Source organism: Mycobacterium venezuelense (genome assembly GCF_054919535.1).
Genome location: NZ_JBONDW010000036.1, coordinates 1 through 13,468 on the forward strand (window position 1 = coordinate 1; position 13,468 = coordinate 13,468).

Genomic DNA, 13,468 nt, shown 5'->3' on the forward strand with positions numbered 1-13,468 from the left:
TGCCCGACACGCCGCTGCGGTGCAGAATTTCGCGCACGCTCGTCGATAGCTCTGCGAGTGCACTTACAAGGTCGCCACCGAAATAGAAGCCAGGGACAAAATCCTGCCGCATCTGGTCCTGGGCTCAATCTCGGTACGGTGCAGCCACTTAGCGGTGTGCTCGCGACCCCGCTGTGGAGGAGAGACTTTGCGCACGCCCGTTACACCACGAGCGTGCGCAAAATGCCGAGGCGAGGCGGTGTGTCGGGCAGCAGACACGCACGCTCGCGGTGCAAGGCAACTGGCAGGCAACGGCGACTCAGAGGCTGAGGGCCTCGGAACGCTGCACGGTTCCGGTGACGCCCGAGGCGTCCTGGCGGGCCAGCAGCACCGCGGCACGCGCCATGGCTTCGGGCGGTTCGATCATCTCGGGTGGGATCTGCAACCCGCCGCCGCCCGCCTGCCAGCCTTCGGTGAGCACCACGCGCGACGGGCTGAGACAGTTGACGGCGATATTGTCGGCGCGCAGGTCGGCCGCGAGCCCGAGGTAGAGCCGCTCGGCAGCGGCCTTGGACACCCAGTAAGCGTTGGCACCGTGTTCGATCATGTCGACGCCGCTCGTGGTGATCGCGATGAGCGATCCACCTCCGCGGGCCCGCACGTGCGGGATCACCGCCTTGGTCACCAGAAAAACCCCGGTGAGGTTGACGTCGAGGCAGAGCTGCCAGCGTTTGAGCGGTGTGGTCTCGATGGGGCCGAGCCACAGCACCCCGGCGTTGGCCACGAGGATGTCGATACCACCCAACGCCGAAACCGTCGCTGCGACAGCCTTGTTCACGGAGTCCTCGTTGGTGACGTCGCATGGCACCGGTAGTGCGTGCCCGCCCTCGTCGCTGATCGCCGAAGCCACCGATCCGATCGTGCCGGGCAGCTTGCCTCGTTCCTCGGAACGGGCGGCGACCGCGACCGCGGCGCCCTCGGCCGCCAGCGCCGCGGCCACTGTCGCGCCGATGCCTCGGCTGGCGCCCGCGACGAATGCGACCTTGCCGGCGAGCGACGTCACGTCCGGGTCACTTCGGTGGGAACCGAAGCGCCCCGTCGAGGCGGATGACTTCGCCGTTGAGATAGTCGTTTTCGACGATGCTCTGCGCCAGCTGTGCGTACTCGACCGAGCGGCCCATGCGCTTCGGGAAGGGCACCTGGGGACCCCAGTACTGCTCCAGCTGATCGGCCGCTTTGCCGTACGCCGGGGTGTTGATGGTGCCCGGCGCGATCGTGACGACCCGAATACCCAGCGGCGAAAGGTCGCGTGCGGCAACCAGAGTCATGCCGAGCACACCGCCCTTGGCTGCCGAGTACGGCAACTGGCCGATCTGCCCTTCGTACCCGGCAATCGATGCGGTGTTGATGATCACGCCACGCCCGCCTTCGTCCAGCGGCTCGGTCTTGGCGATCGCCGCGGCCGACAGTCGCATCACGTTGAACACCGCGGTGAGGTAGAACTCGATGGTCTTCTTGAAACCGTCGAGGTCCAGCGGCGACCCGTCCTTGCCGACCAGCCGGCCGCCGCTGGCCGGGCCGCCATGAGTGTCGACCGAAATGCGCAGCGGGCCCAGCGATTCGGCCTCGGCGATCGCGGCGAGCACCGACTCCTCGGAGGTTGCGTCGGTGCGGACATAGCGGATGCCGAGTTCCTTTTCGAGTTCGGCGCCTTTCTCGTCGGCGACATCGGCGACGACCACCTTCGCGCCTGCGCCGTGCAACCGGCGGACGGTTGCCTCGCCAAGGCCACCTGCGCCACCGACGACAAGCGCGGAGCTACCGGCGATCTGCATATGGTTCCCCTTCTTGCAACGCGGACTCTCGAACTGAGAGAATAGCATTCTCATACCGGGTGAACCAGGGAGCGATCAATGCCTGAAGCCGTCATCGTGTCCGCGCTGCGCACGCCCATCGGCACGGCCAAAAAGGGCACGCTGCGCGATACGGACGCCTACACGCTGGCCGATCACGTGGTGCGCGCCGCGGCTTCCGACATCACCGCGCCGATCGACGACGTGATCCTGGGCGAGGGTCTCTACGGCGGCGGGGTGATCGCGCGGCATGCCGCGCTCACCGCAGGCTTGACGTCGGTGCCCGGTCTGTCGAACAACCGGCACTGCGCCGCCGGTCAGGCTGCCGTGCAAAGTGCGGCGGCAAGTATCCGGGCCGGTATGGACCAGCTGATCCTCGCCGGTGGCGTGAACTCCGCCTCGACCGCGCCGCGGTTCATGCGTGCGACCAGCAGCGCCAAGGACGCCGAATGGGCCGGTTGGTTCCCGCCGACCCATCCCGACCGGCCCGACGCACCGAACATGGACATGTCGATCACGGTCGGGTGGAACGCCGCGGTCAAGGCCGGGGTCAGTCGCGAGGAAATGGACGAATGGGCGCTGGGCTCGCACCAGAAGGCCATCGCGGCGATCGACGAAGGCCGCTTCAAGGAGGAGATCGTCGCGATCGAAACCCCGCACGGGCTCTTCGACACCGACGAACATCCGCGCCGCGACACCACGCTGGAGAAGCTTGCGGCCCTCAAACCCCTGCATCCCGAGATCGAGGGCTTCTCCATCACCGCGGGCAACGCGTGCGGTGCCAACGACGGGGCGGCGCTGTTGGCCGTCGCGAGCGACAAGCTCGGCCTTCCGGCGCTGGCCACGATCAAGGCGTGGGCGTCCGTGGGCGTCGATCCGGCGTCGACCGGCCTTGCCCCGGTCGAGGCCCTCACCAAAGCGCTTGGCCGCGCGAGGCTTTCACTGTCGGACGTGACCCTGTTCGAGATCAACGAGGCGTTCGCGTCGATGTGCGTGGCCACGATGAAGCTGCTCGACATCGATCCCACGATCGTCAATGTCAGCGGCAGCGGTTGCTCGCTCGGCCATCCGGTCGCCGCGACCGGAGCCCGCATGCTGGTGACCCTCGTGCACGAATTGCGTCGCCGCGGCGGTGGCATCGGCGTTGCTGCGATGTGTGCAGGCGGGGGTATGGGGTCGGCGACGGTCATCGAGGTGCCGGCTCCGTAAAGTCAGGCCGCATGACCATCGAAGAGCTCATCAGGGCGGCACGTGACGGATCGATGCGTGCCGTCGGCCGATTGCTCAGCCTGGTCGAAAGTGACCGTCGCGCCGAAGTTCTCGCGCATCTCGAACCTGCGGCGCCGCGCGTCATCGGGGTGACAGGTCCGCCCGGCGCCGGGAAGTCGACCACGGTGGGGGCGATGGTCGGCGCATACCGCGAGCGCGGGCTGCGGGTGGCGGTGCTTGCCGTCGACCCGTCCTCGCCCTACAGCGGCGGCGCACTGCTCGGTGATCGCATCCGGATGGCGGCCCACATCAACGATCCCGATGTGCTGATCCGTTCGGTGGCCACCCGCGGGCACCTGGGCGGTCTGGCAGCCGCGGTGCCTGCCGCGATCCGGCTCCTGGCCGCGTTGTCATACGACGTCATCGTGTTGGAGACGGTGGGTGTGGGGCAGTCGGAGATCGAGATCGCCGCGATCGCCGACCCGACCGTGGTGATCCTCAACCCCGGCGCCGGTGACGCGGTGCAGGCAGCCAAGGCGGGTCTGCTCGAAGTCGCCGATCTGGTGGTGGTCAACAAGGCCGATCGCGACGGTGCCGACCAGACTGTTCGCGATCTGCGTGCCGAGACCGATGCTCCGGTGCTCAAACTCATTGCGGCGCAAGGCGAGGGGCTGAAAGAACTGGTCGAGGCGATCGACGCCCACCACCGGGCCGACACCCCGCAACGGCGGCAGGCGCGGGCGCGCAGCCAGATCCTCTCGCTGGCGCAGACATTGCTGAGCAACCACACCGAACTGGACCGGCTCGCGGCGGCCGTCGCCGACGGCTCCAGCGACGCGTACACCGCCGCGGAACAGCTGTTTGCCGGCTCAGTCGGATGATTCCGGAAGCGCGAGAATGCGCCGCATCGTCTGCACGAGTTCGGTGCGCAGCGTGTCGTCGTCGATATCGGCCACGAGTGGATGCATGACGGCGACGCTGATGACGCCGGACAACATCGCCGCGTGGACGCGCGCGGTGCTGCCCGACTGGTCGCCGAGCATGGCCGCGTAGAGACGGTCGATGAACTGCTGGAACGGTTCGTGTTCAGCCAGCAGGCGCACCACGACGGGGTCGAACTGCAGCGTGCTTGCCGCGCGGCGCCGCTGCACGGCCATGTCGATCACGCGGGTCAGCAACACCTCACGCGCGCGGGTTGGCGAGCCTTCGGCCTCGGCGGCTTCGAGCGCTTCCTCCAGTTGACCCAGTTCACGCTCGGTCAGCGCGATGACGATGGCTTCCTTGGTCTTGAACTGGTGGTAGACAGCGGCTTTCGTGACACCGATCGCATCGGCGATCATCTGCAGCGAGGTACCGCCGACGCCGTTGTCGGCGATGAGCTCGAGCGCCGCATCGAGTATGCGGGTCTGCGCGGGGCTGCGCGGCGTCCAGATCACGACACGACAGTAGCCGTTCAGCTCACCGATTTGCCGGTGGCGGCGGCGTAGCCGCTGCGGTAGCCGAACACCATCGCGGGTCCTAGCGTGCCGCCCGCGCCGCCGTATGCCTTGCCGGTCACCCCGGCCATGGCGTTGCCCGCGGCGAACAGGCCCGGTATCGGGGCTCCGCTGACGTGCAGGACACGGCCGTCGCGGTCGGTGCGCGGGCCGCCCTTGGTGCCCATCGCGCCGACTTTGACCGGCACCGCGTAGTACGGCGCGGTGTCGACCGGCCCGAGTGTCTGACCGGCCGGGGTGGCCGCCGTGGTATCGCCCCAGTACCCGTCGTAGGCGCTCGAACCGCGCCCGAAATCGGGATCCACCTCGGCGGCGACGTCGGCGTTCCACTGCCGCAGTGTGGCCGCGAGGCCTGCGGCGTCGATACCCGTCTTGGCCTCGAGTTCATCGAGATCGGCCGAGGCGCAGAACCACTCCGGCACCGGGTCTCCCGGCTCGACGCCGAGGAATCCGTAGCGTTGTAGGTGCACCGAATCGAACACGATCCAGGCCGGATCGTTGGCGTATCCGGCTTTCGGGTCGAGGTACTGGAACGGGCCTGCCATCGAGTTGTACTCGCCGGCCTCGTTGACGAACCGCTTGCCTGCCCGGTTGACGATGATGCTGCGAGGGCGGGTGCGCTCCAGTCGCACGCTGCGGCTGCGCGGATGCCCGTCGATGGTGTCACCCGGAATCTGGACAACCGGAACCCACCACGCCTCACCCATGTTCGCGAGATCGGCGCCGTGGGCCATCGCCATGCGCAGGCCGTCACCGGTGTTGTTCGGCGGCGAGACGGGTCCGTGCATGGGCCCACGCAGGTATGCCTCGACGAGTTTGGGATCCCATTCGAATCCACCGGTCGCCAGCACGACGCCACTGCGGGCCCGCACTCGAATGTCGGTGCTGTCAACGCTGATCCGCACACCGGTGATACCGGTGGCGTCGGCGATCAGTTCGGTTGCCCTCGCCTCGGTGACGGGCTTCACGCCACGGTCGAGTAGTCCGCGCAACAGTCCGGCGATCAGCGCGGTGCCCGCGACGCACAGGTCGGCGTTCGGATCGTCGAACGCCGCGTGGATGCGGGCCCTGGTCTCGGCGTCGATACCGACATTGCTGAAATCCGCGGGGAAGGAGGTGATCCGGTCTCGCCATTCGCCGAGCCGAGCCAGGTCGACCGGGCCCGCGCTCAACGAGCGACCTCCGCCGGGGCGTCCGCCCGGGAGTTCTGGCTTGTAGTCGGGAAACCCTTCGGCGACGGCGAAGCGCAGCTCACTGTGTGCCTCGACGAAGTCGAGCATGGCCGGTCCCGTGCGGACGAAGGTCTCGACCAGTTCGGCGTCCATGTAGCCCAGTGACTGGGCGCGTAGGTAGGCGAGCGCATCGTCGACCGGTAGCGGACCGTCGGCACGGTCGTGCGCCGGAATCCAGACGATTCCGCCCGACACGGCGGTCGTGCCGCCGACGGTCGGCGCCTTCTCGTACACCGCGACCGGCGCGCCGCTGACTGCGGCGGTGAGCGCGGCGGTGAGTCCGGCGCCTCCGCTGCCGAGCACTACGACGTCGACCTCGTCGTCGAACGGGACGTCCCAATCAGTCATGTGCGCATAGCCTTTCAGTGCAGGATTGCCGACAGTTCATGTGCGGCCCGGACCACCGCGTCCTTGCCGCCGAGGACGACGTCTTCGCGGTGCGAGATGAGGTTGATGCACGTGGGCGGTGACGGCGGGCGCCGGCGCACCGGCACCGCCAGACCGTAGGTGTTCGGTTCGATCTCGCCGTGGGTGATCACCCAACCCTGTTCCCGGGTCTGACGCACGAGGTCGCGTTCACCGGGCCGCGGCGGCATGCTCGCCAGCAACGCGATCCCGGCCGCGCCGAGTTCCAGGGGATGGCGGCTGCCCTCGTGGAACGACAGTTGGTAGAACACCTGCGTCGGCACGATGACCGCGATCGCCACCTGTTGGTCGCCCTCGGCGACCAAGAGCGAAACCGTCGTGCCGAGTTCATCGGCGAGCGCGCGCAGCCTCGGCACGCTGAGCTGGCGCAGATTGTTGTCGTACGACGAACCCAGTACGGCCAGTGCCGCCGCCGGCCGGTAGCGGCCGTCCTCACCCTTTGCCACGTAACGGAATTGGCTCAACGTGGCGAGCAGCCGATACGCGATCGTCCGATGTGCTCCGAGGTGGTCGGCAACCTGTTGCACGGTCAACCCGGTCGGTGCGCTGGCGATGGCCGAAAGTGCGCTCAGCCCGCGCGCCAGGGTCTGTGAACCCGGAGCGCCGTTGGGTGTGCCGTCGGTGCTCGACTGGCTTGCCTTTACCGGCATCGCGCCCCTCCTTGACAGATAGATCCACGAGAGTGATGCTCTGATAATAATGCACGCAGATGTGCGATATATGAGCAAAGTGCTTACGAAAACGGAGAATGAGATTCTCTTACGATCTCCAGAGAGGGGACCATGACAAGCACTGCCGTCGAGTTCGAGAGCGTGTGGAGTGATCTGCAGGGCGTCGCGTTCTCGCAGGGGTACCTGGACGTGGGAGGTGTGCGTACCCGGTACCTGCATGCCGGCGATCCCGGGCTTCCTGCCCTGGTGTTGTTGCACGGATCCGGCGGCCACGCCGAGGCTTACGTGCGCAATCTCGAATCCCACGCCGAGCACTTCTCGACGTGGTCGATCGACATGCTCGGGCACGGCTACACCGACAAGCCGGGGCATCCATTGGAGGTGGCGCACTACGTCGACCACCTGATCGGATTTCTCGACGCGATCGGCGCACGGCGCGCTCATATTTCGGGTGAGTCGCTCGGCGGTTGGGTGGCCGCCCGCGCCGCCGTCGACCATCCCGACCGGATCGACCGGCTGGTACTCAACACCGCCGGTGGTTCGCAGGCCGATCCCGAGGTGATGAAACGCATCATCACCCTCTCGATGGCCGCGGCCGAGAACCCGACGTGGGAGACCGTGCAGGCGCGCATCAAATGGCTGATGGCGGACAAGAGCAAGGATTACGACGACATCGTCGCGAGCCGTCAGCGCGTCTACCGCCAGCCCGGCTTCGTCTCTGCCATGAGCGACATCATGGCGCTACAGGATCCGGCGATCAGGGCGCGAAACCTGCTGGGGGAGAAGGACTACGGGTCCATCACCGCGCCAACCCTGGTGGTGTGGACGAGTGACGACCCGACCGCCGACGTCGCCGAAGGACGCCGGATCGCCTCGATGATCCCCGGCGCGCGGTTCGAGGTGATGCCCGGATGCGGGCACTGGCCCCAGTACGAGGACCCCGAGACGTTCAATCGGCTGCACCTCGACTTCCTGTTGGGGCGCGCGTGACGGCAACTCAAGTCGATGTCGTGATCGTCGGTGCCGGCCCGGTCGGCCTGACGCTCGCCAACATCCTCGGGCTGCAGGGTGTCTCGACCCTCGTGGTCGAGGAACGCGACACCCTCATCGACTATCCGCGCGGCGTGGGTCTCGACGACGAATCCCTGCGCACCTTCCAGTCGATCGGCCTGGTGGACGCGATCCTGCCCCACACCGTGCCGAATCAGATTCTGCGCTTCTATGACCGCAACCGCCGTCTGCTCGCCGAGATGGCCCCTCCCGACGCACGATTCGGCTGGCCCAAGCGCAACGGGTTCGTCCAGCCGATGGTCGACGCGGAACTGCTGGCCGGGCTGGATCGGTTCGCGCACGTCGAGGTGATCTGGGGCCGGCGGATGGAATCCGCGCGCGAATGCGACGACGGCGTGACGGTGGAGTTCGCCGGTGACGTCCCCGCGGTCCGCGCGCAGTACGTGGTCGGCTGCGACGGCGGCCGCAGTGCGACCCGCCACCTGATGGGAGTGTCGTTCGACGGCACCACCTCGGCCACCCGCTGGGTGGTCATCGACCTCGCCAACGACCCACTCGGCCATCCGAACAGCGAGGTGGGCGCCGATCCGGAGCGGCCGTACGCATCGATCTCGATCGCGCACGGTATCCGCCGGTTCGAGTTCATGATTCACGCCGACGAGACCGACGAGCAGGCCGAGGACCCCGAGTTCGTCGCCCGGCTGCTGGCTCCGTTTGTCCCGCATCCCGACAAGGTGGATGTGATCCGCCGCCGGGTCTACACTCACCATTCCCGGATCGCAGGCACGTTCCGTAAGGGCCGGATGATGCTGGCAGGCGATGCCGCACATCTCATGCCGGTATGGCAGGGCCAGGGTTACAACAGTGGCATCCGGGACGCGGCCAACCTCGGCTGGAAGCTCGCCGCGGTGGTCAACGGTCACGCCGGAGATGGGCTGCTCGACAGCTACGACACCGAGCGCCGCAAGCACGCCCGCGCGATGATCGACCTGTCCACGATGGTCGGTCGGGTCATCTCGCCCACCAACCGCCGCATCGCGGCGTTGCGGGACAAGGTGATTCGCGGAGCATCGGTCGTGCCGACGCTCAAGCGCTACGTGCTGGAAATGCGGTTCAAGCCGATGCCTCGCTACGACCAGGGCGCGGTCTACCATGCGAAACCGCCGACTCCGACCTCGCCGGCGGGCACGCTGTTCATCCAGCCGCGCGTGGACACCCGCACCCAATCCAACGTGCTGCTCGACGACGTTATCGGCCCTGGCTTCGCGGTGCTGTGCTGGAACAACAATCCGCGCACGCTGCTGGGTGCCGAGGCCTTCGAACGATGGAAGGCTTTGGGGGCGAGCTTCATTGCCGCCCGGCCGTCGACGCAGCTGCATTGGCGCGGGCACGACGACCCCGAGGTGGTCATCGTCGGTGACCGCACCGGCGCGCTGAAATCCTGGTTCGACGCGCATGCCGAATCCGTTCTGGTGCTGCGCCCCGACCGCTGCATCGCGGGGGCCGACATCGCCCAGCGGGCGCCGGAACTGAGCACAGCGCTGTTCAATGTTCTGCATCTGACCGAGGGAGGAGAAAACGGTGCCAGTAGCCCTGTGCTGTATGTCCCACAGCCCACTGCTGAATCTTCCGGGACCGTCGGCCGAACTCCTTGACGAGATCAACACGGCACTGGACGGCGCGCGGCAGTTCGTGGCGGAATTCGACCCCGAACTCGTCGTCACATTCTCACCCGACCACTACAACGGCTTCTTCTACCGGCTCATGCCGCCGTTCTGCATCGGCACCGCGGCCTCGGGAGTCGGTGACTACGGGACCCACAGCGGACCACTCACGGTCGACGCCGACATCGCCGACCAATGCGCACAGGCGCTGTGGGAGTCGGGCGTCGACATCGCGATCTCGTCGAGCATGAACGTCGACCACGGCACCGTACAGCCTTTGCAGGAGCTGTTCGGCGATGCGACTGCGCGCCCCGTCGTGCCGATCTTCATCAACTCCGTCGCAACGCCGCTCGGTCCACTCGCCCGATCGCGTGCGTTGGGCGCCGCCGTCGGCTCCTATCTGGCCACACTGAACAAGCGGGTCCTGGTGCTGGGATCCGGTGGGCTCTCCCACGACCCACCGGTGCCGACCCTGGCCACCGCGCCGCCCGCGGCACTGGACAGGATCGTGCACGGCATGCCGATGACGCCCGAACAGCGGATGGCGCGGCAGGCGGCGGTCAGCCAGGCCGCAGAGGATTTCGCGCACGGCGAGAGTCCACTTCGCCCACTGAACCCGGATTGGGACCACGGCCTGCTAGAAATCCTCGACGAGGGCAGGCTCACCGAGCTCGACGGGTGGTCCAACGAGTTCATCGCCGGTGAAGGCGGCAACTCGGCGCATGAAATCCGAACCTGGGTCGCGGCGTTCGCGGCGCTCGGGGCACAGGGGCCTTACCGGACCGCCAACCACTTCTACCGCGCAGCACCGGAATTGATCGCAGGCTTCGCAATCAGAACGGCGGTATCCAACGCATGACCGATACGTACGACCAGACCGTGGACCTGCTCGTGGTCGGCTCGGGCGGTGGTGGCATGACCGCCGCGCTGACCGCCGACGCGTCGGGTCTGGACACCCTCGTCGTCGAGAAGTCGTCGCAGTTCGGCGGTTCCACGGCCCTGTCCGGTGGCGGCATCTGGGTGCCGGGGGCGCCCGCGCAGCGCCGAGCCGGATACGTGCCGTCACCCGACGGCGTGTTCACCTACCTCAAGTCGATCACCGAAGGCACGGTCAGCGACGCCCGGCTGCGGGCCTACGTCGACAAGGCTCCGGAGATGATGGACTTCCTGGAGCGCACCAGCGACTGGTTCGAATTCGTCTGGAAGCCCGGCTATGCCGACTACTACCCCGAGCTGCCCGGCGGTTCGCCACAGGGCAGTACGATCAATGTCCCGGCGATCGACCTGCGCAAGCTCGGCGACGAAGAGCGCAATCTGCTGACACCGCTGGCCCTGGCGCCGAAGGGAATCTGGTTCGCTCCCAAAGACCTTCGGCTGTTCTATCAGATCAGGCAGAACTGGCGGGGCAAGGCTGTGCTCGTCAAACTCATCTGGCGGATGTTCCGCGCCAGGGTGTTCGGCGACCGCATGGCCGCCATCGGCCAGTCGCTTGCCGCGCGGATGCGGCTGGCGCTCAAGCAGCACGGAATCCCGTTGTGGCTCAACGCCCCCATGACAGAGTTGATCACGGGTGAGAACGGTGCGGTGCTCGGCGCGGTCGTCGAGCGCGACGGTCAAATCCTGCGGATCCGGGCCCGGCACGGCGTCGTCCTGGCGTCCGGCGGCTTCGACCACGACATGGCGTGGCGCAAGGAACATCTGCCCGTGCTCGAAAAGGACTGGAGTTTCGGCAACCCGGCGGCCACCGGTGACGGCATCCGCGCCGGTGAAAACGCCGGTGGGTCGACCGATCTGCTCGACGAGGCGTGGTGGTTCCCCGCCATCTGCTGGCCCGACGGCCGCCTGCAGTTCATGCTCAATGAGCGGATGATGCCGTCGCAGTTCGTGGTCAACGGAGAAGGCAAGCGGTTCATCAACGAAGCCGCGCCGTATATGGATTTCGCGCACGCCATGATCGAGGGACAGCAGTCCGGGGTCACTCACATCCCGTGCTGGCTCGTCACCGACATCGACTCGTTCCACCGTTACGTGGTCGCCGGTCACCTGCCCATACCGAAGATCCCGTTCGCCCCGGTTCCCACCGGACGCAAAGTGCCGCGGGCCTGGCTGGACTCCGGCGTGGTCAAAGAGGCGCACAGCTGGGAGGAGCTGGCCGGCAAGATCGGCGTTCCTGCCGAGAACCTGCGCGCCACCGCCGAACGGTTCAACCAGTTGGCGCATTCGGGGCATGACGACGATTTCAACCGCGGCGACAGTGCGTACGACAACTACTACGGCGATCCGACGCTGCCGAACCCGAACCTGCGCCCGCTCGGCGAGCCGCCGTATTACGCGTTCCAGATCATCCTCGGGGACCTCGGCACGTCGGGCGGTTTGCGCACCGACGAGCACGCCAGGGTCCTGCGTGCCGACGAGACCGCGATCGATGGCCTCTACGCCGTCGGGAACGTGTCGGCGGCGGTCATGGGCCGTAGCTACGCCGGGGCAGGAGCGACCATCGGCCCAGCCATGACGTTCGGCTACATCGCCGCCAAACATGCTGCGGCGCAGGCCGTCAGCCACAAGAAGGACGAGACCGACTCACTTCAGCACCGGATTTCCTAGGAGGGTTAACGCATGAAGATTTCGCTGTTCTACGAGTTCCCGCTGCCTCGGCCGTGGTCGGAAGACGACGAACACCAGCTGTTCCAGCATGGCCTCACCGAGGTGGAGGCTGCCGACAAGGCCGGTTTCTCCACGGTTTGGCTGACCGAGCATCACTTCCTCGAGGAGTACTGTCACTCGACTGCGCCGGAGATGTTCCTTGCAGCGGCGAGCCAGCGCACCAAGGACATCCGGCTCGGTTTCGGCGTCATGCATCTGCCGCCACCGATCAACCATCCGGCGCGCATCGCCGAGCGCATCGCCACGCTCGACCACCTGTCCAACGGCCGGGTGGAGTTCGGGACCGGCGAAGGATCGTCGGTTGCCGAATTGGGTGGCTTCAACATCGACCCGGCCGACAAGCGTGCGCAGTGGGAGGAGGCCCTTGAGGTCGCGATCCGCTGCATGGTGGAGGAGCCGTTCAGCGGATTCAAGGGTGAGCACGTCGAAATGCCGGCCCGCAACGTCATTCCCAAGCCGTTGCAGAAACCGCATCCGCCCGTCTGGGTGGCCTGCACCCGGCCGTCGTCGGTGCAGATGGCAGCCCAGAAGGCCATCGGCGCACTGAGTTTCGCCTACACCGGGCCAGAGGCGCTCAAAGACCGGGTCGACGGGTACTACAAGGAATTCGAAGAGCAGGGCACGCCGGTCACGCCTCTGATCAACCCCAACATCCTCGCCATCGGCGGTGACCTGTCGATGATGGTGGCCAAGTCCGACGAGGAGGCGCTCAAGCGGCTCGGCATCGGGGGCGGGTTCTTCTCCTTCGGGATCATGCACTACTACCTGACCGGTATGCACACCCCCGGGCGCACCAAGGTGTGGGAACGCTACGAGCAGGCCGTCGCCGAAGATCCGACGCTCGCCTACGGCCCGGGCCGCGGCGCCATCGGCTCACCCGACACCGTGCGCGAGTTCCTCCGCGGCTATGAGGCAAGCGGTGTCGACGAGATCATCCTGCTGCTCAATCCGCGCAGCCACGAGGGCACCATGGAATCCATCGAGATCATGGGCAAAGAAATCCTGCCCGAGTTCATCGAGCGTGACGCGAAGGCGGTTGCCGGCAAGGCGAAGCGTCTGGAACCGGTCATCGAGAAAGTCGAGGCGCGCAGGCAGCGTTCGGACGCCCCGTTGTTCGACGAGACCTACGCGTTCGGCGGCCTGCCCACCGGCCGCGGCGGCAAGTTCACCGCGGGCGAGATACCCGAGGCCATGGCCGAGATCAACGAGGGCCGAGTGAAGGCAGCGCAGCAGGAGAAGGCCACACGGGAGCAGGCCGGCTGA

12 protein-coding genes are annotated in these 13,468 nt (G+C 67.0%); 7 read left to right on the forward strand and 5 right to left on the reverse strand.

Features of this window, described 5'->3' with window-relative positions; genetic code table 11:
- Positions 1 to 298: 298 nt before the first annotated feature.
- Together ACRCUN_RS33245 and ACRCUN_RS33250 are read right to left on the reverse strand one after the other, a co-directional pair.
- Positions 299 to 1,042, reverse strand: a complete 744-nt coding sequence (locus ACRCUN_RS33245; protein WP_462145859.1) for an SDR family NAD(P)-dependent oxidoreductase — start codon at positions 1,040 to 1,042, stop codon at positions 299 to 301.
- Positions 1,043 to 1,049: 7 nt separating this feature from the next.
- On the reverse strand, positions 1,050 to 1,814 hold the full coding sequence (locus ACRCUN_RS33250; protein ID WP_462145860.1) for an SDR family NAD(P)-dependent oxidoreductase: 765 nt from the start codon (positions 1,812 to 1,814) through the stop codon (positions 1,050 to 1,052).
- A gap of 78 nt (positions 1,815 to 1,892) precedes the next feature.
- Here ACRCUN_RS33250 and ACRCUN_RS33255 point away from each other — a divergent pair, with 78 nt between their 5' ends.
- Both ACRCUN_RS33255 and meaB read left to right on the forward strand, forming a co-directional pair.
- Positions 1,893 to 3,041, forward strand: a complete 1,149-nt coding sequence (locus ACRCUN_RS33255) for a thiolase family protein (protein WP_462145861.1) — start codon at positions 1,893 to 1,895, stop codon at positions 3,039 to 3,041.
- 11 nt (positions 3,042 to 3,052) lie between these two features.
- A complete protein-coding gene (gene meaB / locus ACRCUN_RS33260) occupies positions 3,053 to 3,922 on the forward strand; it encodes a methylmalonyl Co-A mutase-associated GTPase MeaB (protein ID WP_462145862.1) in 870 nt (289 codons plus the stop codon).
- Here meaB and ACRCUN_RS33265 read toward each other — a convergent pair.
- From ACRCUN_RS33265 to ACRCUN_RS33275, 3 genes are read right to left on the reverse strand one after another with little or no spacing between them, the layout of a single operon-like run.
- A complete protein-coding gene (locus ACRCUN_RS33265; RefSeq protein ID WP_462145863.1) occupies positions 3,911 to 4,477 on the reverse strand; it encodes a TetR/AcrR family transcriptional regulator in 567 nt (188 codons plus the stop codon). The genes meaB and ACRCUN_RS33265 overlap by 12 nt on opposite strands.
- Positions 4,478 to 4,494: 17 nt before the next feature.
- Positions 4,495 to 6,117, reverse strand: coding sequence for an FAD-dependent oxidoreductase (locus tag ACRCUN_RS33270; protein ID WP_462145864.1), 1,623 nt, complete (start codon positions 6,115 to 6,117; stop codon positions 4,495 to 4,497).
- Positions 6,118 to 6,131: 14 nt separating this feature from the next.
- Complete coding sequence (locus tag ACRCUN_RS33275) at positions 6,132 to 6,845, reverse strand: IclR family transcriptional regulator (RefSeq protein ID WP_462145865.1); 714 nt, start codon at positions 6,843 to 6,845, stop codon at positions 6,132 to 6,134.
- 132 nt (positions 6,846 to 6,977) lie between these two features.
- On the opposite strand from ACRCUN_RS33275, the gene ACRCUN_RS33280 reads away from it, so the two are divergent.
- Genes ACRCUN_RS33280 through ACRCUN_RS33300 form a run of 5 tightly spaced genes read left to right on the forward strand, consistent with a single transcriptional unit; the run spans position 6,978 to position 13,468 of the window.
- Positions 6,978 to 7,856, forward strand: coding sequence for an alpha/beta fold hydrolase (locus ACRCUN_RS33280; RefSeq protein ID WP_462145866.1), 879 nt, complete (start codon positions 6,978 to 6,980; stop codon positions 7,854 to 7,856).
- Entirely contained in the window at positions 7,853 to 9,532 is a 1,680-nt protein-coding gene (locus ACRCUN_RS33285; protein WP_462145867.1) for a bifunctional 3-(3-hydroxy-phenyl)propionate/3-hydroxycinnamic acid hydroxylase, read from the forward strand. Before ACRCUN_RS33280 ends, ACRCUN_RS33285 begins: the two co-directional genes overlap by 4 nt.
- Entirely contained in the window at positions 9,480 to 10,400 is a 921-nt protein-coding gene (locus ACRCUN_RS33290) for a 3-carboxyethylcatechol 2,3-dioxygenase (RefSeq protein WP_462145868.1), read from the forward strand. The genes ACRCUN_RS33285 and ACRCUN_RS33290 overlap by 53 nt, the downstream gene beginning before the upstream one ends.
- Entirely contained in the window at positions 10,397 to 12,145 is a 1,749-nt protein-coding gene (locus tag ACRCUN_RS33295) for an FAD-binding protein (protein ID WP_462145869.1), read from the forward strand. Before ACRCUN_RS33290 ends, ACRCUN_RS33295 begins: the two co-directional genes overlap by 4 nt.
- 12 nt (positions 12,146 to 12,157) lie before the next feature.
- Complete coding sequence (locus ACRCUN_RS33300; protein WP_462145870.1) at positions 12,158 to 13,468, forward strand: LLM class flavin-dependent oxidoreductase; 1,311 nt, start codon at positions 12,158 to 12,160, stop codon at positions 13,466 to 13,468.

Excerpts from the sequence above, each read along its gene's own strand:
- ACRCUN_RS33250 (WP_462145860.1), bottom strand. The coding sequence starts at position 1,814 with ATGCAGATCGCCGGTAGCTCCGCGCTTGTCGTCGGTGGCGCAGGTGGC.
- ACRCUN_RS33300 (WP_462145870.1), top strand. The coding sequence starts at position 12,158 with ATGAAGATTTCGCTGTTCTACGAGTTCCCGCTGCCTCGGCCGTGGTCG.
- ACRCUN_RS33295 (WP_462145869.1), top strand. The coding sequence starts at position 10,397 with ATGACCGATACGTACGACCAGACCGTGGACCTGCTCGTGGTCGGCTCG.
- ACRCUN_RS33255 (WP_462145861.1), top strand. The coding sequence starts at position 1,893 with ATGCCTGAAGCCGTCATCGTGTCCGCGCTGCGCACGCCCATCGGCACG.
- meaB (WP_462145862.1), top strand. The coding sequence starts at position 3,053 with ATGACCATCGAAGAGCTCATCAGGGCGGCACGTGACGGATCGATGCGT.
- ACRCUN_RS33270 (WP_462145864.1), bottom strand. The coding sequence starts at position 6,117 with ATGACTGATTGGGACGTCCCGTTCGACGACGAGGTCGACGTCGTAGTG.
- ACRCUN_RS33290 (WP_462145868.1), top strand. The coding sequence starts at position 9,480 with ATGTCCCACAGCCCACTGCTGAATCTTCCGGGACCGTCGGCCGAACTC.
- ACRCUN_RS33280 (WP_462145866.1), top strand. The coding sequence starts at position 6,978 with ATGACAAGCACTGCCGTCGAGTTCGAGAGCGTGTGGAGTGATCTGCAG.
- ACRCUN_RS33275 (WP_462145865.1), bottom strand. The coding sequence starts at position 6,845 with ATGCCGGTAAAGGCAAGCCAGTCGAGCACCGACGGCACACCCAACGGC.